Raw genomic sequence first — 18,165 nt, 5'->3', positions numbered from 1 at the left:
GCCAGTGGGCTGGCGCTAGCGGAGAGAACCGAGGAAATCGCCCGATGAAACCTGACGATCCGCGAATTCAATGGGTGGATGAGCCGCCGCTCGGGCTGGCGGGCAGGATGTATCTGCCGCTGGTCGTGCAGGGCCTGGCCGTGACCACCCGGCACCTGTTCTCGAAGAAGGTCACACAAAGCTTTCCCGAGCAGCGCCCGCAGTTCGGCAATCCGCTGATCTATCGCGGCGTGCACCGGCTGAACAAGGACGACCAGGGTCGCGTCAAGTGCGTGGCCTGCTTCCTGTGTGCCACGGCGTGCCCCGCGCATTGCATCGACATCATCGCCGCGGAAAGCCCCTGGCCGGATCGGGAAAAATACCCCGAGAGCTTCACGATCGACGAACTGCGGTGCATCTTCTGTGGCATGTGCGAAGAGGCCTGCCCGGTCGATGCCATCGAGCTGACAAGCTTGTTCGACCTGACCGGCCGCAGCCGCGAAGAAATGGTGTTCGACAAGGAAAAACTGTTGAGCGTTTACGACATGACCAAAGACGCTGAGCCGATGCGTTCGGTCTCGGGCGTCGACCCGGTGCAGCCCGCATGACTTCCGACCAGATGTTTTACGTTGTCACGACGATTCTCGCGGCCCTGGGGCTGTGGTTGATGCTCCCGCGCGGCCGCGCAATCGGCTTTTCGCTCGGCGCAGTGCTGGTGGCGATCGCCCTGGGGCTGTATGCCTCGCGCGTGCCGTCGGTCAGCGGCTGGGTGAGCCAGAGCGTGTTCTTCGTGCTGGGCGCAATGACGCTCGGTGCGGCCGTCGGCACGGTCACCAGTCGCAACCCTGTCTACTGTGCGATCTGGTTCGCCCTGTCGCTGTTGGCGGCCTCGGGCCTGCTCATGATTCAAGGCGCCCAGTTCCTGGGTGTGGCGACGGTCGTCGTGTATGCCGGGGCCATCCTGGTCACGTTCCTCTTCGTGCTCATGCTCGCTCAGCCGGAAGGCCACGCGTACTACGACCGCGTGAGCTGGGAGGGCCACCTGGCGGCGATCAGCGGCGCGGCGATGGTCGGTGTGCTGACGTTGACGACGGCCAGCGTGCTGAGTTCGCCGGGCGTGCTGGCCGAGGCCCAGCGCACGGCCGACGCGGCCGCGGCCGAATTGCCGCCGGCTCCGCCCGCCACTGCAGCCGCGCCGTCGCTCACCAGCGACGATCCGAGTCCGAAGCTGGAAAAAGCCACCGATCCGCCGCCCCCGGCCCTGCCGGCCGTCGATCCGCGATTGGTCCAGTTGCGCCGCGGTGTGTTGGCCGAGCAGCACATGGCGCACCTCGGCGGGCAGTTGTTCAGCCGCCACCTCGTGGCCGTCGAGGTCGCCGGTACGTTGCTGATGGTCGCACTGGTGGCGGCCGTGGCAATCGTGGCGCACGGTCGCGGTGTCGAGACCCTGACGACCGAACTGCAAATTCGCAATCGGCGGCCCGCGCCGACCAACGGGAGGGCCTAGCGCGCCATGGCCAACGAACTCGCCATCCTGCAAAACCTGCTGTTCATCGGTGCCGTGCTGTTTGGACTCGGCCTGGTGGGCTTTTTGTGCCGGCGCAACATGATCGTGATGTTCCTGTGCGCAGAGATGATGCTGCAGGGCGTCTCGCTGAGCCTCGTGGCCTGGGGGCGCTATCACAACGACTGGGGCGGGCAACTGCTGACGATCTTCATCCTCACCGTCGCGGCCTGCGAAGCCGGCATCGCGCTGGCCCTGGTCGTGATGCTCTACAACGCCAGCGGCAAGCTCGATATCGCTTTCTGGCAAAAGACCCGCGAGGACAACCTGCCAGCGTTCTTCGACGACGAGCTGCCCGAATTGCCGCCGCCCAGCGCCCGCTGGCCGCGGCTCACTCCGGCCGGCATAGAACCGGCTCAACCCGAAGAAGAGATTGCGTTCCGCCATCATGTCTAATCTCGATCTCTTGCTGGTGCTGATCCCGGCCTTGCCGCTGGCCGCCGCGCTGCTGACCGGCGCCCTAGGCAAGAACTTGCTGCGCGAACAATCGCACCTGCCTGCCCTGATCGCCATGCCTTGTGCCTTCGTGCTCAGCCTGGCGCTGCTGTTCCAGGTTGCCGCCCAGGTCGGGCCCGCCGAACACCACGGCGCCGAACACGCCGCGGCAGCCGAGGGTCACGCGGCAGAAAACGGCGCAGCGAACCACGCCGCCGCGAAGACGGCCACCATCGGCTACGAACACACCTATACGCTTTGGACTTGGGCCAACATCGCCGATGCTGAACGGCTCGGCGGCGAAAACACCGCCGCCACGGGCCCGCGCGATTTCACGATCGACATCACGCTCCGGGCCGACCCGTTGACGTGCATCATGCTGTCGATGGTCACGTTCGTGTCGTCGTTGGTGGTGCTCTATTCGGTCGGCTACATGCACCACGACCCGGGCTACTGGCGATTTTTCGCCTACGTGTCGCTGTTCGTGTTCTCGATGACGATGCTCGTCTCGGTGAGCAATTTCGCGCTGCTCTACGTGTTCTGGGAAGCGGTGGGCGTGTGCAGCTATTTGCTGATCGGCTTCTGGTTCCAGAAGCCCGAGGCCGCTGCGGCCGGCAAGAAGGCGTTCCTGGTCAACCGCGTGGGCGACTTCGGTTTTGCCCTGGGCGTGTTCTTGATCTGGACCACCTATGGCACGCTCAATTTCCACGACACGGTCGTGCCCGGCGCCGAGGGCGCTGCCGATACGGTCGTATCGGGTGTGCTCGGCCAGAGCCGGCTGGCCCTGGGCTCGGCCGGTTATGTGGGCGGCAGCGTGGGAATGGCGATTTGCCTGTTGTTGTTGCTGGGCGCTTGCGGCAAGAGTGCCCAGTTTCCGCTGCATACCTGGTTGCCCGACGCGATGGAAGGCCCGACGCCCGTCAGTGCGCTGATCCACGCGGCGACGATGGTCACGGCCGGCGTGTACATGGTCACCCGGTGTACGCCGCTCTTTATGGCCGCGCCCGACGCTCAGCAGGTCGTGGCCGTGGTGGGCGGGTTTACGGCGCTGCTGGCCGGGTTGATTGCCCTGACGCAGAACGACCTGAAGCGGGTCCTGGCCTATTCGACCGTCAGCCAGTTGGGCTTCATGTTTCTGGGGCTCGGCACCGGTTCGCTGTTGGGCATCGTCGGCGGCATGTTCCACCTGTTCACCCACGCCTTCTTCAAGGCGCTGTTGTTCCTCGGCGCCGGCAGCGTGATGCACGCGATGGGCAACGTGATCGACATGCGGCGCTTCGGCGGTTTGCGGCAGGTGATGCCCTACACCCATTGGACGTTCTTGATCGGGTGCCTGGCACTGGCCGGCGTGCTGCCCTTTGCCGGCTTCTGGAGCAAGGACATGATCCTCGACGCCGTGCACGTGCGGGCTCACGACGGCGGGCTGTTCCAGTACCTGTATTGGGCCGCCGTGTTCACCGCCACCTTGACCGCTTTCTATACGTTCCGTGCATTCTTGATGACGTTCTACGGCGAAGAGCGCATTCCCGAAGAGGCCGGTCACCATGCCCACGAGTCGCCGCCGGCGATGACCATGCCGCTGGTCATCCTGGCCGTGTGCTCGGTCGTGGTGGGGGCCTATTTCGAGTGGACCCACGGCTTTGCCCATATGCTCGCGGCCGCGCCTTCGCTGGCCTTCGCCCCGATGGCCGACACGCCGCAGCCGGCGGGGCTGAACAAGGAAGTCGCGGCGACGAGCACGCTCGTGGCCCTGGCCGGGATCGGGCTGGCGATGTTCCTCTACCTGGGCGATCGCTCGCACGTCAAGACGCTCGGCCGTGTGCTGCAGCCGCTCTATCTCCTGTCCTACGGCAAATTCTTCTTCGACGAGATCTATGACCTGCTCGTGGTTTGGCCACTGCGGGTCCTGGCCGGCCTGAGCTATTTCCTCGACCGCGTGTTGATCGACGGCCTGGTGAATCTCGTGGCCCAAGTGCCGCGTGGGTTCGGCTGGGTGTTCCGCTCGCTGCAGACTGGCATGGTGCAGTTTTACGCTTTGGCGATGGTCCTGGGACTGCTGGTCCTGGCCGGCACGCTGCTGCTCTGGCCGGGGCCCTGATCGCGCGTGGGCGGCAAGGCATGACCGATAACGCGAATGAACGGCAACGCGAATTGAAGGCTGTGAACGGATGAACCTGTTGTTACTGAGCCTGGTGCTGCCACTGATCGGCGCCGCGGTGATTTGTGCCTTGTCGGCCGGGGGCCGAGAGGTGGCACGGATGGTTGCCTTGTTGGCGGTGTTGGCGACGCTGGCTGCGGCCACGGTCGTCGTGGTTCGCTATCCGAACGCGGCCGATTCGGCCGACGTGACGTGGCTGTCGGCGGGCGACGGCGCGCTCGACGTCCGGCTCAGCCTGGGCCTCGACGGCCTCAGCGTGTGGATGTATGGGCTGTCGGCCCTGCTGATGCTGACATCGGTGCTGGTCGGCTGGAACGCAATCCGCGAACGGGCCACGAGCTATTACGTGCTGTTGTTGCTTTTGGCCACGGGCATGCTCGGCGTGTTCGCGGCCCGCGACATCATCCTGTTCTATGTGTTTTTCGAGTTCACGCTGATCCCGCTGTTCTTCCTGATCGGCGTCTGGGGCAGCGAAGACCGCCGCTACGCGGCGATCAAGTTCTTCGTCTACACCCTGGCCGGCAGCGTGCTGACATTCTTGGGATTGCTGACCATTGTGCTGTGGGTTCAAAGCCACACCGGCACAATGACCTTTTCGATCTCCGCGCTGCAGCAGGCCGTAACCGAACATCCGATCGAACCCTTGCGGCTGCAGGTGCTGATCTTCCTGGCGTTGTTTGCCGGGTTCGCCGTCAAGGTGCCGCTGTTTCCGTTTCACACGTGGCTGCCGCTGGCCCATGTGCAGGCGCCGACCGCCGGCAGCGTGCTGCTGGCCGGCGTGCTGCTGAAAATCGGCACCTATGGCTTCGTCCGGTTCAGCCTGCCGATGCTGCCCGACGCCACGGCCGCGTGCATGCCGTACGTCCTGTGGTTGTCGGTGGCGGGGATCATTTACGGGGCGCTGGTGGCCCTGGCCCAAAGCGACATGAAGCGGCTGATCGCCTATTCCAGCGTCAGCCACTTGGGTTTCTGCATGATCGGCCTGTTTTCGCTCAACAAGCTGGGTCTGCAGGGCGGCATGCTCCAGATGATCAATCACGGCCTGTCGACCGGGGCCTTGTTCGCCCTGGTCGGCATGCTCTACGAGCGCTATCACACCCGCGAGATCGCCAAGCTGGGCGGGCTGGCCAGCCGCATGCCCGTCATGGCGTTTTTCATGGTGCTGATGACGATGTCGAGCATCGGCCTGCCGGGGCTCAATGGGTTCGCCGGCGAGTTCTTGCTGTTGACCGGCATGTTCCAGCGGGCCTGGGCCGAAGCGCCGGGTGCTTACCAGACTCAGTTTCTGGCCATCGCGGTGCTGAGCGTGACGGGCGTCGTGCTGGGGGCCTGGTACATGCTGTGGCTTGTGCAACGCGTGTTCTTTGGCCCGCTCGTGGAAAAGTCGCTGCACGAGGGGGACCGCCCCGTGCACGATCTGACCGTGCGCGAAGTGGCCGCGCTGTTGCCGCTGACAGTGTTCATTGTCTGGATCGGTGTCCAGCCGCAGTTCTTCATCGACAAGATGACGCCGGCGGTCGATCCTTTGGCCGCGCAACTGGGGCCGCGCGTGATGGAACAGTTGGGTCAACCGGCCACCGCGACGGTCGCCGAACAGCGCGAGCTGCCACTGTCCGTCGCTGCCGATCGATAACCCGAGTCATCTGCCCGGCGCATTAACCACCAGCCTGAAATCCGACTGAAGCAGCGACTGCTACCGCTGCCCCGAACGAGGCCTCGATCACGATGGATTATTTGACGAACGACACGATCGCCTATCTGGCGCCGGAAATCCTGCTGCTCGGCGTGGCGACCGTGATCTACGTGGCGGGGGCCTTTGCACACCTGCGCACGGGGGCCACGGCACTGGGCATCCTGGGTATGGTCCTGGCCGCGGGGATCATGACTCAAGTCTCGGGCAGCGACCTGCACGGCCCGATCGCTGGCGACGCCTTTGGCCAGTTCATTCGTTGGCTGGCGCTGGGGGCCGGCGGCCTGTTCCTGCTGGCCACGTCGCGCGAGGCGCATCGCCTGCAGGGGAGCGAATACGTCGGTTCGATCGTGCTGGCCACCGTCGGTCTGATGTTGATCGGCTCGGCTAACGAATTGGCCCTGTTGTTCCTGGGGCTCGAACTGATTTCGATGCCGACCTACTTGCTGCTGTACCTCGGCCGGCGCGATATCAGCTCGCAGGAATCGGCCCTGAAGTATTTCTTCCTCAACATTCTGGCCTCGGCCGTGATGCTCTACGGCTTCAGCTTCCTCTACGGCGTCGGCGGCTCGACCGATCTGCACGAGTTGCGTACGGCGCTGGCCAATGGCGAGGTAGCGATCGAGTCGTGGCGGCCGTTGCTGAGCCTCGGCATGGTGCTGGTGTTCGCGGGCCTGGGCTTCAAGGTCGCCGCGGCGCCGTTTCACTTCTATGCCCCCGACGTCTACCAAGGCACCACGAATGCCAATGCGGGGTTGCTCTCGGTGCTCCCCAAGATCGGCGGCTTCGTGGTCCTGGTGCGGGTGCTGCTGATCGCCTTGCCGGGGCTCGAGCCGTTCGGCTGGCGCGTGACGCTGATCCTGGCCGCGTTGACCATGACCCTGGGCAACATCCTGGCACTCTGGCAGACGAATATCCGCCGGCTGCTGGCCTATTCGTCGATCGCGCACTCGGGCTACATCATGATTGGCCTGGCGGTCGCCTTTGCGGCCCAGCGCGGGGCGACCACCTCGCCGGCCTTCGACGGCGTGGCCGCGATGCTGATTTACATGGCCGTGTACGTCATCGCCACAGTCGGCACCTTCGCGGCCTTGGCTTACCTGGGAGGCGAGACACGGGACATCGATACCGTCGACGAGCTGAACGGCCTCCATCGACATCGACCGGCCATCGCCGCGGCCCTTGCGGTGTTCATGTTCAGTCTGGCGGGCGTGCCACCCCTGGCTGGCTTTCTCGGCAAGTGGGCCGTCTTCGGCTCCGCCTTGACGATTGATTCAGGCGCCAGCGCCGGCCTGCGCAACTGGTTCGTAGGTCTGGCCATCATCGGCGTGCTCAACGCGGCCATCGGCGCGGTGTACTACCTGCGCATCGTGGACGCGATCTATTTCAGTGCACCCGCGAAAGAACCGGCGGCCGAAGGCGGGCAGGGTGCTGCGTTTTGCGCCCTGGCCGCGGGCGTACTCGTCGTTCTGACGATGATTTTCGGCGGACGGATCTGGGATGGCGCCTTGCGGGCCAGCGGTTCGCTACGTGCACGAGCGGCTGAACCCGCCAGCGCGGCGGCCGATCCCGCTCGCGAGCGTGAACCGGCTCGCAAGACTGAACCGCCGAGCAAGACTGAACCGCCGAGCAAGACTGTGGAGGCCGATGCTTCGGCTCGCTCGAAGGCCGTCTCTGCGGTCGGCATCCACGGAATGCCCCGCACGGCGGACGCCGAGATCGCCCAGGCCGAATAGCCGGTTGTACCTGCACAGGCCCTTTGGCGCGGCGCTGGGCCGAATCGGCCACGGCCCCTTCGCTTTGTGCCGGAGCCCTGCGGCTGCGACGAGCCCTGGCTGATGTGTCGAGCCCAGCTGCTGTGACACATCCTGCGGATGTGGCGACGACAGCCTTGCAGGAAAAGACGACTGGCTGGCAGGAAAAGACTACAGCCTGGCAGGAAAGAATAAGAGGCGGCGGCCGGTTGGGCGAACTGGTCCCAACGGCATACCGCAGCCCCGAAAGACCGCAGCAGCGTCAGGTCAGAAACACGGCCGCCGCCCTTAATGGAATGGGCAAAACCGCGGCTTGCCCCTTGCCCTCCGACGAAAAGATCGCCGGAGGGGGCTGCGGTTTTCCCAACCGGCGGTTTTCCGCCGCTTTCCTGCCCCGTCCAGGCCGCTAAACTACCGGCGGCCTGTGACAACAGAGTGTCAGGCCGAGAATAAACTGCTTTCAAAAAATCCGCGCGATCCAACTTCGCCGGATTGGCGGCCGCGCAGGTGGCGGATGACCCGCTCGCCGATCAAACCGATGCAGCTCCGGCGACTATTCGACGAGCTGCCTGAGCCGTGCTTTGCCGTCGATGATCGGGGACGGATTGCCTGGTGCAACCGGGCCTGTGCCGATTTGTTCGGACTAGCCCCCGACGCGCTCGTCGGCATCGCCTGCCGTTACGATGCCAGCGGTAGCGCAAGCGTGGTCGAGCAGGCCAATTCTCCCAGGTCGCCGGAGGCCATCGGGGTCCTGCTTTGCCCGCCGCCCGACGTGCCGGAGCAAGGGGTCGTGGTTCGCAGGCTGCCGCTCGCAAGGCCGGGGGGCGAGGTCGCGGCATGCCGCGCCACGTTCTTGGCGCTGGGGCGTTCGGCATGGAGCGCCGGGCGCTGGGAGTCGCAAGCGGCGGGCGAGATCGTCGTGTTCGGCTGGCTTACGGCGCTGCCCACGGCCGCCGCCGACGAGTCGGCGACCTTGATCCCCCTGGCCGCAGTTTTGCACGATCAACTGCTGCAGTTGCGAACCGCGCGCGCAGTCTCCCAGGCGGCGATCGAGTTGGGGCCGTCGCGCTGGGCTGCGCGGCTGCGAGCCCAGCTTGCCGCTGCCGCACGTTGCGAGGCGCCGGTCGCCTTCGTCGGGCCCGAGGGCAGCGGGCGGACGCAGTTGGCCGCGGCGCTGCACGCCGCACGGTTTCCCACAGTCGACGCGCAACGGCTCACGATCGACTGCGCGCGCATGCCGGCCGAGCAAATCCGCGCGGCGCTTGCGCAATTGATCACCGCCGGCCGCCGCGGGCGATCGCTGCGCGGCACTTTGCTGCTGGCCGATGTTGAGCACCTGCCGGCCGAAATTCAGGCTGAGCTCGAGCATGTTCTCGACGACGAGCGGCTCGGCCTGTGTCCGGTGGTCACGTCGGCCAAGGCCTTGGAGGAACTGGCCGACTCGGGACAATTCCGCGCCGCCCTGGCGATGACCCTGGCGACGCTTTCGATCGTCGTGGTACCGCTGTCGCGGCGGCGCGAGGACATCCCGCTCTTGGCCCAGCAGGCGCTCGAAGCGCGCAACGAGCCGGGCGGCAAGCAGTTGGCCGGTCTCGTGCCGGCCGCGATGGAGCGCCTGATCGCGTACGACTGGCCGGGCCAATGGCGCGAACTCGACGCCGCGATGGCCCACGCTCATGACCAGGCGGCGGGCACCTGGGTTCAACCCGGCGATCTGCCGGAGCAACTGCGAACGGGCGCCGCGCAACCCAAGTCGATGCGCCAGGAGCAGCCGTTGGCCTTGGATGCATTTCTGGTCGAGGTCGAAACCGAGCTTTTGCGGCGAGCAATGGCGCGGGCCAAGGGCAACAAGGCCAAGGCAGCACGCCTGTTGGGCATGACGCGACCGCGCCTTTACCGGCGGCTGGTGCAATTGGGTCTCGAGTCGCCGTCCGACGAAAGCGGGCCAGGCGAGTGAAACTGCGTTGGCCGGCCGGATCGTCCCGCGGCGACGTGGCACGGCTTGCCGCGGCCGGGCGCACCCCCCTAGGATACGCAGCAGGTCTCAGGATTTCGGTTGAGAACGATGTCGGCAGCATTGGCGAGGCGAATGTTGGTCGTAGAACGCCGCGCGTGCTGGGCGCCGGCGATTCGTCAGGCCACGGTCGGTCAGATCGATCGCGTGGTCGAGTGCCGCAGCCTCGACGAGGCCGGTGCGCGGCTGGCCGATTGGCCGGATTGCATCGTCGGGGTCGAAGTGTCGTGCTTCGCAGCCGCCGGGAGCGTGGCCCGGCTCGAGCGGCTGCGCCGGCGCTTTCCCCGCGCGGCGTGGATTGCGCTGGGGACCTCGGAATGGCAGACCGCCTTGGAGTTGGGGGTCAGCGCCGCCTGGTCGCAGTTGCACGAGTTGTCGGGCATCGAATCGCTGGCCGCGCGGCACTTTGCCTTGCAGCCGCGGCGCCGCTGGGGTGTGCGCGAGGCGATCTGGCAGCGGTTGCCCTGGTCGCCGGCGACGAACGAGCCGGTGAGTCGAAGCCGCACTCGCCGCCAATCGCCGCAGCCGCCAGAGACGGATGCGGCGATTGATTTCGAGCCGACTCCCGATTTCGAACCGCTCGACGAGGCCTGACGCGTCTGAGCCCCGGTGGGGCCGGCGCCGGGCGGATTGTCGAACTTTGCCCTGGAAAGGAACGTGACGGATGGCCGCAGATCTTCCTCAACTCGCCGACATCGAGGCCGAGCTGGCCCGGTTTCGCGACCCGGAGTCGGGCCGCGGTGTGGTCGAAAACGGCCAGGTCCGCGACGTGCGCCTGCAGGGCGACCACCTCGCGCTGGTCCTGGAACTGTCGACCCACGTCGCACCGCTCTGGCAGCAAACGCGCGACGAATTGGCGGCCGCCTTGCGGAGCAAATTTCCTGGCCTGGCAGCCGTCGACATTCAATTGGACGTCCTGCGGCGGCCCGTGCTCCCGATCGGGCAGATCGGCTTGTGCGCCAAAAGCGTGATCGCGGTCGGGTCCGGCAAGGGAGGCGTCGGCAAAAGCACCATCGCCACGAGCCTGGCGTTTGGATTGCGGCGGGCAGGCTGTGTCGTGGGGTTGATGGATGCCGACGTCTACGGGCCGAGCGTGCCCCATCTGATCGGCGTGCAACAGCGGCCGAGTGTCACGCCCGAGAAGAAGCTCGCGCCGATCGAAGCCGGGGGTTTGAAGGTCATGAGCATGGGGTTTCTCGTCGCGCCGGGCGATGCGGTCGTCTGGCGCGGACCCATGCTGCACGGCGCGATCACCAACTTTCTCAAGGACACCGACTGGGGCGAGCTCGATTACCTGATCATCGACATGCCGCCGGGGACGGGCGACATCGCGCTGACACTCTCGCAGTTGTTGCCGCTCACCGGCGCCGTCGTCGTTTGCACTCCGCAAGACGTGGCGCTGGCCGACGCTGTGAAGGCGATCGCCATGTTTCGCAAGGTAAACATTCCGCTGTTGGGCATGGTCGAGAACATGAGCTACTTTCTCTGTCCTGGCTGCAACCAGCGGTACGAGATCTTTGGCTCGGGCGGCGCGCAGCGTAAGGCGGCCGAACTCGAGGTGCCCTTTCTGGGCGAAGTGCCGATCAACATGCACATCCGCGCCGAAGGCGATGCGGGGCGCGTCGCGGCCACGTTCGACGATCCGCAAGTGGCGCCGTACCTGGAAGCGATCTGCCGCAATCTTGTGCGCGGCCTCGCCGACCGGCACCGCGCGGCGCCGGTACTGCCGAGCCTGACGGTGCTCTGACGGCCGCTGCAGCGGGCGGGCCGCTCCCGGCCAGCCCAAGATCCGGGCCCCCGAAGTTCTGCGGAGGCGTCGGCCGGCTGCCCGGCGCCGCTGGGGGGCTCGTTAAGCGCAGGGGGCACCAGTCGCTTCGCATCGAACAGCGTGATTAGCCGCGGCTGGCTGGAAGCAGCGATCAGCAAAAAGCACAGGGCCGCCTGGCAGAGTTGCCAGGCGGCCCTTTCTCGTTGTGATCGGTGGAGCCTGCGAATCAAAGCCGTTGCGGTCCGGCCGAAAGCGATTCGCGGGCAGGGCCACATCAGGTGGCGAGGATTACACGACTGACAAATCTTGCGACCGGTCAGCCGGCAAATCACACACTACCAGAGGCTACTTCTTCTTCTTCTTCGCAGCCTTCTTGGTAGCCTTCTTCGCACCCTTGGCAGCCTTCTTGGCTTTCTTCTTGGCCACGCTACGTCCTCCAAAAAAAGTTCCCGGTGGGCGTGCCTCGTGCCGCTTGTTGCTCGACGTCGATCAGTACGTCTGTTCGGCGCGATGCCTCAAACGATCCTCACGCTCACGCACACCACTGACAAGAAAAACAACAATCCTTCGTAAACGGTGAGACGACTCTCGCTGGGTTGAGCAGCCACACCGTCTTGTCCCTGAGCGGAACTCATGCCAGCTATTTGTACGAATCTCCAAAAATTCTGCAAGATGAGTTCTTGACTTTCGCAGAAATTTTTTTCGTGTGAACGATCGAGACCGCGCGCTACGAAGCAGCGCGCCGCGCATCGCGCGGCGCATCTTCACGGTGTCACGCGTAACGCGCGCGAGCATCGCGCGCTGAACCATCGTTGAGCCGTCGCGCGCTCGATGCGGACACGCGCCGCCAACTGCGCCGCAGCGCGCGGGCCACGGCGCCGCGCGCGACTAGCGCCAGCGCGATCCGGACTGCAACGCCCGGTAGTTCTCGTAGGCGAGAAAGCCAAAAAACAGCGGCAAAAACAGGCTGTCTGGAAACTTGAAGGCACAGAACAACGCCGCGCCACCGGCCGTCCACAGCGACAACATCGATGCCCGCGACTCCCCCAGAATCGGATCGTGGCGCACGCTCAGCAGCCGCGCGATCTGCCCACCGTCCAAGGGATAGATCGGCAGCAGGTTCACCAGTCCCCAGTAGATGCAGATGTAGAGGACGTCGGCCGTCAGCACGTTGAGCCGGAAGTTGAGCGGTTGCCCGCCGTCGAGTTCGATCAGGTCGCCGGGGAACTCAAAAAAAATTCCCCGCCTGGACACTTTGAGCAACACGATGATCACCGCGGCCAACAGAAACCCGGCGCCCGGTCCCGCGGCAAGAATCGCCAGCCGTGTGCCCAAGGTCTCGCGCCGTGGGCTGTAGATCGCCAGCCCGCCGGCAGCGTGTAACACGATCGACGGTCGATTGCCGAAGCGCCGCGCGGCAAACGCATGTCCTAGTTCGTGAACCAGGATCGCAAGCAGCGCCGCGACAACCCACAACACGACGAACTCGAATTTGCGTGCCGACGCGCCCAGCACGATGCCCGCCAGCCAGAAGTAAGGGCTGATCCGCACGGGAATGCCGAACAACGAGAACTTCAGGTCGTACGGCGTCGGGGGAGGTTCTTGCAGCAGCAAGGCGTTGGATTCCTGGTCGAGCCGGTGGTTGATACCCGCCGCGGGATGCGGACGGTGCGTCAAGGCGCTCGATGATAAATATAGACCTGGTAGAGCTTTGAGTTGTCCGAGCTGAATCGCGGCTGGGCCGGAGCCCAGGGCCATTCGCCCTCGATCGGCGCGGTCGAGACGACCGCCGCGGCACGAGCCAATAGACCGTCGCGACGGACCTGTTCGGCCGCCGAGCCGCCGGTGAGCGAGCTTACGAAGCGATAGTCGTCGCCCGCGGCCCGGAGTTCGGCCAGGGCATACAACCACGGCGCCCCGACGATGACGCACGGTTCGCCGGCGCTCAACTTCTGGCGGACGAACTCGGCGACCAGGCGTTGTTGATCGCGGGGGCGCTCGCGCAATTCGGGCACGATCGCTCCGAGCGCGGCGAGCCACACCGGCAGCCAAACCAGCGCGCCGGCGATCAGCAGGCGTCCGGCGGACGCGGTGCTGCCGGCGAACGATTGGCTACCGAGCGCCGCGGCTTCGACCAGCGCCACCACGCCCCAGGGGGCGGCCAACTGGACGTAATGGGGATAATCGCGCACGGTCAAAGGCAAGGTCATGCCGATCAACAGCAGCACGACCGCCACGCTGCGCGCCGTGGGCCGCAGCACCGCGGTGCATAAGGCCAAAGCGGCCACAACGCTCAACGGCAGCGCCGGCCCGCCGTTCGTCAGGGCCTGCAACAGCGTGCGCGGTCCGATGACTCCGTAATCGCGCCCACCGAAGGTAGCCAGGTGCCAGGCCAGGCTGCTGGGCGTCTGCTGCAGATCGAGACAGAACAAAAGGAACGGCGTGGCCGCTCCGAGTGAGAAGCACGCCAATCGCGCCCATGCGGGGGCGGTCGCGCTCGACGCTGCGTTTCGCGGATGCACTCGGGCCATCACCAGCCCGACGAGTCCGGGCAGCGCCAAGAGCGCATACTGCTTGGTTGCCAGGGCCGCGCCGGCGAACAGCCCCGCAACGACGGCCGCAGACACGCCGGCGAACGTCGTCGCGACGGCCGCGGCGAGCAGGCCGAGATTCACCAATGGCTCGAGCACGATGGCCGAGCCCTCGCAGGCCCAAGTCCAGGCAAGCCACAGCGCGGCGCCAACCAGGGCCAACGGTCGAGCATGTCCCAGCCGCTGCAACAACCAGCCGAGCAACACCGCGTTCACGCCTTGCAAGGCGATGAACAGGCCCATGACGTGCACTGGGCTTGATCGAGTCGTCTGGCCGAGCAGTGCCAAGACCGAGGGGCCAAGCGGCGGGTAATCGCAGGGCAGTTCTCGATAGAGCGCCTTGCCCTGGGCCATTTCTCGGGCGAGCGGCAGATAGAGGCCCGCGTCGGGGTTGATCGGGTCGAAGCCCAGATCACAGGCGAAGCCAAGGGCCGCCAATGCCAACAGGGCCAGCGTTGCCCAAGTCTCGGGGCGGTTCATCGGCTTGGCGCCCCCGGAACGGCGCGGCATTTCACGGTGAGCGTACGACGCCACCGGCCGTGCGGAGGTGCGGGCCGCGAAGCGTTTCGCGCGGACCCGGGGCCGCAACCGACGCGAGGATGAGCCGGGCCGCTTTGACCGCGGCACCGGACTGGCCAAAACGATCGCGCAGCGCCTCCAGCTCGCCGACGCGCCGCGCATGGGCCGCCGGATCGTTGAGCCAGCCAAGCACGTGTCGGGCCAGATCGGCCGAACGGTCCTGCCATGTGAGGTACTCGGGGAATAACAACGCGTCGGGTGGTGCGGCGTCGCGCGGCCGGCCGGCTAACGGGTCTTCGTCGGCCAGCAGATTGACCAGCGTGATGTACTTCGCCTTGCGAAAGAACGTTTGGACGAAGTATGCCAGGGCATCGATCCAATATACGACGACCGTCGGCCGGGCGTGATGGAGCAGCTCGAGCGATACCGAGCCCGACACGGCGATGCACGAGTGGGCCGCGGCGATCAGCTCGGGCGTGCGACCGTGGAAGACCTCGAGTGGCAGCCCGCGTGCGTCGGCTTGCTGGCGGACCGATTCGGCCTGCGAGTCCCGGAAACAAGCCGCGGCAAACCGCACGTCGGGTCGCGCCGCGTGAATCCGCTCGGCAGCCGAGAGCAACCAGCGCAGATTGTGTTTCAGCTCCTGGTTTCGCGAGCCGGGGAGGAGCACCACCAGTGGCCCCTGTCCGGCACGCTGCTGGGCGCAAAAGGCCTCGTCGAACGGGTACTGGCGCACCTCGTCGAAAAACGGATGGCCCACGTACGTCACCCGACAGCCACGCTCGGACAACCATCGCACCTCGAAGGGCAGCCCGCTGAGGGCGAGATCGACGCGCTCGCGCATCTTCTTGACCCGCCAGCGGGCCCAGGCCCAGACCTGTGGGGGCGAATAGTAGAACACCGGAATGCCGAGCCGCTTGGCACGCTTGGCAATCAGCCAATTGAAGCCCGGGTAGTCGACGAGCACGACTGCGTCGGGCCGCTCGGTGGCGAAGAACTGCTCGGCCCGGGCCAGGAGTTGGAGAAAGGTGCGGATGTTCCAAAACACGCGCAGAAACCACATCACGGCCAGTTTCGTCAGGTCCTCGTGCAGCTCGCAGCCGGCGGCCTGCATTTTCGGTCCGCCGTAGCCGACCGCTCGCAGACCAGGGCACTCGCGGCGCAGGGCCTTGATCAGGTTGGCGGCGTGTACATCGCCGCTGGGTTCGCCCACCGAGAAGTAGACGAGCGGGGACGAGCTGGCCATGACCGTCCTTACAGATGAGAGTGGGGATGGAGCGCACCGGCCGCGGGCGCATGGTGCCCGTCGAGTCGGCGCAGCGCCGACGGGCTCTTGTTGACCCGCCAGGCGGAAACTTGCGGGGCGTCGAGCAACTCGACGTCGCTGCCCGTCGCATCGACTACATGGCGCATCTGCCAGGCCGTTGCCAGCAGGCACAGCGGCCCAGGCAGCGGTCGCGCGATGCGCGAGGCCGGCTCGTCCGCGCGGTATTCGACGTAGACCTCGCCGACGCGAAAGCCGCGGCTGGCGACGATCTCCGCCACGTAGCGGGACTGGCCGAGAAACAGTTGCAGGCCCGAGACCGCCTCGCGCCGAGCGGCCCAAAAGCCGCTCGTCGGGTCGTGTGCCAGCGTGCCGCACAGCCAGCGTCGCGGCGCTTGCCACACCCCGCGCACATAGCGCTTCGCGCGCGATTGGCGCCGCCGCGCAAACACCAGGTCGCAACGCGCCAGACGCTCGGTGAGCAATGTGATGTCGTCGGCCACGTATCGGAGATCGGCCGGCATGACGACGACTGCTTCGCCGGCCAATGCCGAGAGCGCCATCGTCAATGCCGCGTCGAGGCCGCCGCATGGGGCAAGTCGCAGCAGCCGGGCCTGCGGTACATCGCGCAGGATGACGCGCGTCGCATCGTACTCCGCGGGGGTCGAGCCGGCGTCGACCGCGACGATCTCGAAACTGTTGCCGTGCCGGTACATCGCTCCAACCAGCTCGGGCACGCGCCGCGCAAGCCGCGCGGCGTCGTTGGCAAACGGTAGTACGATCGACAGATCGAGCATGGCATCCGTGCCGCTCTGAGTGGGGGCGTTGCCCGGCCGGCCTCGGACCGGACCCTCGCCGGGGGCCGAAGTATGTCAAAACCAGTGTCCGGCCGGAAGTTCAATCATCCCGCTCGCGGCCGCGCAGCCAGCGGCCGCAGTTTTGCCGCAAGTCTTTGCGTGGATTAGCATAGTGCAGCACGCCAGCCACCCGCCGGACCACGCTGCAACGCCGCCCCCAATTTCCCCGCCTTACGGAGTCATTCGCGTGTCTCGACTCGATCCGGCCGCCCATCGCATCGCGGCCTTAGCCTTGGTCTGCCTGCTCGGAACCGCGGGGCTCGACCCGCGTTCGGCGCCAGCTCAAAAGGTGCCCGACGGCTTTCGCGCAGAGCTGATGTACAGCGCGCCCGAGGTCGAACACCCGAGCGTCGTGACCTGCGACGAGGCGGGCAATCTGTTCATCGGCGAGGACCCGATGGACATGCGCGGACCTTCGACGCAGGAGTTCGACCGGGTCTTGATGATCCGCTTCGACCCCACCGGCGGGCCGCCGCGCAAGACGGTGTTTTGCGAGGGGCTGTCGGCCGTGTTCGGGCTGCTCTGGCACGAGGGGGCGCTGTACGTGCTGCACGCGCCGCACTACTCGGTGTTCCGCGATCGCGATGGCGACGGCGTGGCCGAAGAGCGCCGCGATCTGGCCGACGGTTTCGGACCTCCGGCCGGCGTGTTCGGCTTTAACGATCACATCGTCAGCGGCATTCGGCTCGGGATGGACGGCCTCGTGTACGTGTCGGTCGGCGATAAGGGGATCGCCCGGGCCACGGGGGCCGACGGCAGCCAGGTCACCCTCGAAGGGGGCGGTGTGGTGCGCATGCGGCCCGACGGTACGCAACTCGAGGTGTTCAGTTCTGGAACCCGCAACCATTTGGACGTAGCTTTCGATTCGCTCGACAACATCTTCACCTACGACAATACCGACGACGGCCTCGGTTGGTGGACGCGGCTTACGCATCACGTCGAGACTGGCTACTACGGCTATCCGTATGACTATCACCCGCACCCCGAGCGCCATCTGCCGCACATCAGCGAGCACGGAGGCGGCTCGCCTTGCGGCGCGGCGTGCTACCGCGACGTGACCTGGCCGGCCGAGTATCGCGACAACGCCTTCTTCTGCGAATGGGGCAAGGGCAAGATCCAGCGATTCCGTTTCGAGCGCAGCGGCGCGACGTTCACGGCCCAGATCGACGACTTCATGGTCAACGACGGGCAGGGCGAGGAGTTCCGTCCGCAGGACTTGTGCTTCAGCCCCGACGGCCGGGCCATGTACGTGGCCGACTGGAACTACGGCGGGTGGCTCAATCCGGCAGTCAAAGGGCGCATCTACCGCGTCACCTATGAGCGTGGCGACGTGCCGGCCGAGCCACCGCGAAAGACCGACGCGGCGCCGCTCGCAGAGCAGTTGGCCGCGCTGGCGCATCCCGCGCATAGCGAGCGCGTCCGGGCCCAGCAACGGCTCGTCGGGTTGGGTCGCCCGGCCGTCGCGCCGCTCGAGCGTTTGCTGGCCGGCTCGGCCGAGGCGCCGGCCAAAATTCATGCGATCTGGGCGCTCAACGGACTGGCCGACGCACTCGGGGACTACGACCCGGCTGC

14 protein-coding genes are annotated in these 18,165 nt (G+C 66.2%); 10 read left to right on the top strand and 4 right to left on the bottom strand.

Features of this window, described 5'->3' with window-relative positions:
- The first annotated feature begins 44 nt into the window (after window positions 1–44).
- From K1X74_12745 to K1X74_12705, 9 genes are all read left to right on the top strand, one after another.
- A complete protein-coding gene (locus K1X74_12745) occupies window positions 45–587 on the top strand; it encodes an NADH-quinone oxidoreductase subunit I (protein ID MBX7167189.1) in 543 nt (180 codons plus the stop codon).
- On the top strand, window positions 584–1,486 hold the full coding sequence (locus K1X74_12740; protein MBX7167188.1) for an NADH-quinone oxidoreductase subunit J: 903 nt from the start codon (window positions 584–586) through the stop codon (window positions 1,484–1,486). Before K1X74_12745 ends, K1X74_12740 begins: the two co-directional genes overlap by 4 nt.
- Window positions 1,487–1,492: 6 nt before the next feature.
- Complete coding sequence (gene nuoK, locus K1X74_12735; GenBank protein ID MBX7167187.1) at window positions 1,493–1,939, top strand: NADH-quinone oxidoreductase subunit NuoK; 447 nt, start codon at window positions 1,493–1,495, stop codon at window positions 1,937–1,939.
- Complete coding sequence (gene nuoL / locus K1X74_12730) at window positions 1,932–4,076, top strand: NADH-quinone oxidoreductase subunit L (protein ID MBX7167186.1); 2,145 nt, start codon at window positions 1,932–1,934, stop codon at window positions 4,074–4,076. The genes nuoK and nuoL overlap by 8 nt, the downstream gene beginning before the upstream one ends.
- Window positions 4,077–4,146: 70 nt before the next feature.
- Window positions 4,147–5,769 carry an NADH-quinone oxidoreductase subunit M gene (locus K1X74_12725; protein MBX7167185.1) on the top strand — a complete coding sequence of 541 codons (1,623 nt, stop codon included), beginning with the start codon at window positions 4,147–4,149 and terminating at the stop codon, window positions 5,767–5,769.
- Window positions 5,770–5,861: 92 nt separating this feature from the next.
- On the top strand, window positions 5,862–7,562 hold the full coding sequence (locus K1X74_12720; GenBank protein ID MBX7167184.1) for an NADH-quinone oxidoreductase subunit N: 1,701 nt from the start codon (window positions 5,862–5,864) through the stop codon (window positions 7,560–7,562).
- Window positions 7,563–8,094: 532 nt separating this feature from the next.
- Window positions 8,095–9,537, top strand: coding sequence for a sigma 54-interacting transcriptional regulator (locus K1X74_12715; protein MBX7167183.1), 1,443 nt, complete (start codon window positions 8,095–8,097; stop codon window positions 9,535–9,537).
- 132 nt (window positions 9,538–9,669) lie between these two features.
- Window positions 9,670–10,188, top strand: a complete 519-nt coding sequence (locus tag K1X74_12710) for a hypothetical protein (protein MBX7167182.1) — start codon at window positions 9,670–9,672, stop codon at window positions 10,186–10,188.
- A 70-nt stretch (window positions 10,189–10,258) separates the two neighbouring features.
- Window positions 10,259–11,341 carry an Mrp/NBP35 family ATP-binding protein gene (locus K1X74_12705; protein ID MBX7167181.1) on the top strand — a complete coding sequence of 361 codons (1,083 nt, stop codon included), beginning with the start codon at window positions 10,259–10,261 and terminating at the stop codon, window positions 11,339–11,341.
- A gap of 909 nt (window positions 11,342–12,250) precedes the next feature.
- On the opposite strand, the gene K1X74_12700 is transcribed toward K1X74_12705, so the two are convergent.
- From K1X74_12700 to K1X74_12685, 4 genes are read right to left on the bottom strand one after another with little or no spacing between them, the layout of a single operon-like run.
- Window positions 12,251–13,039 (bottom strand): M50 family metallopeptidase, encoded by a 789-nt coding sequence (locus K1X74_12700; protein ID MBX7167180.1) that lies wholly within the window; start codon window positions 13,037–13,039, stop codon window positions 12,251–12,253.
- The gene (locus K1X74_12695; protein ID MBX7167179.1) at window positions 13,036–14,433 is read right to left on the bottom strand and encodes an MEDS domain-containing protein; all 1,398 of its coding nucleotides are present in this window, start codon (window positions 14,431–14,433) and stop codon (window positions 13,036–13,038) included. The genes K1X74_12700 and K1X74_12695 overlap by 4 nt, the downstream gene beginning before the upstream one ends.
- 31 nt (window positions 14,434–14,464) lie before the next feature.
- Window positions 14,465–15,718 (bottom strand): lipid-A-disaccharide synthase, encoded by a 1,254-nt coding sequence (gene lpxB / locus K1X74_12690; GenBank protein MBX7167178.1) that lies wholly within the window; start codon window positions 15,716–15,718, stop codon window positions 14,465–14,467.
- A gap of 8 nt (window positions 15,719–15,726) precedes the next feature.
- Window positions 15,727–16,533 (bottom strand): glycosyltransferase, encoded by an 807-nt coding sequence (locus K1X74_12685; protein ID MBX7167177.1) that lies wholly within the window; start codon window positions 16,531–16,533, stop codon window positions 15,727–15,729.
- Window positions 16,534–16,780: 247 nt separating this feature from the next.
- On the opposite strand from K1X74_12685, the gene K1X74_12680 reads away from it, so the two are divergent.
- Window positions 16,781–18,165: hypothetical protein (locus K1X74_12680; GenBank protein ID MBX7167176.1), on the top strand; the 1,385-nt coding region annotated here is incomplete at its 3' end.

The organism is Pirellulales bacterium (genome assembly GCA_019694435.1).
GTDB lineage: Bacteria > Planctomycetota > Planctomycetia > Pirellulales > JAEUIK01 > JAIBBZ01.
The sequence above is the reverse complement of the archived record's forward strand: the minus strand, read 5'-3'. Positions and strand labels throughout refer to the sequence as shown.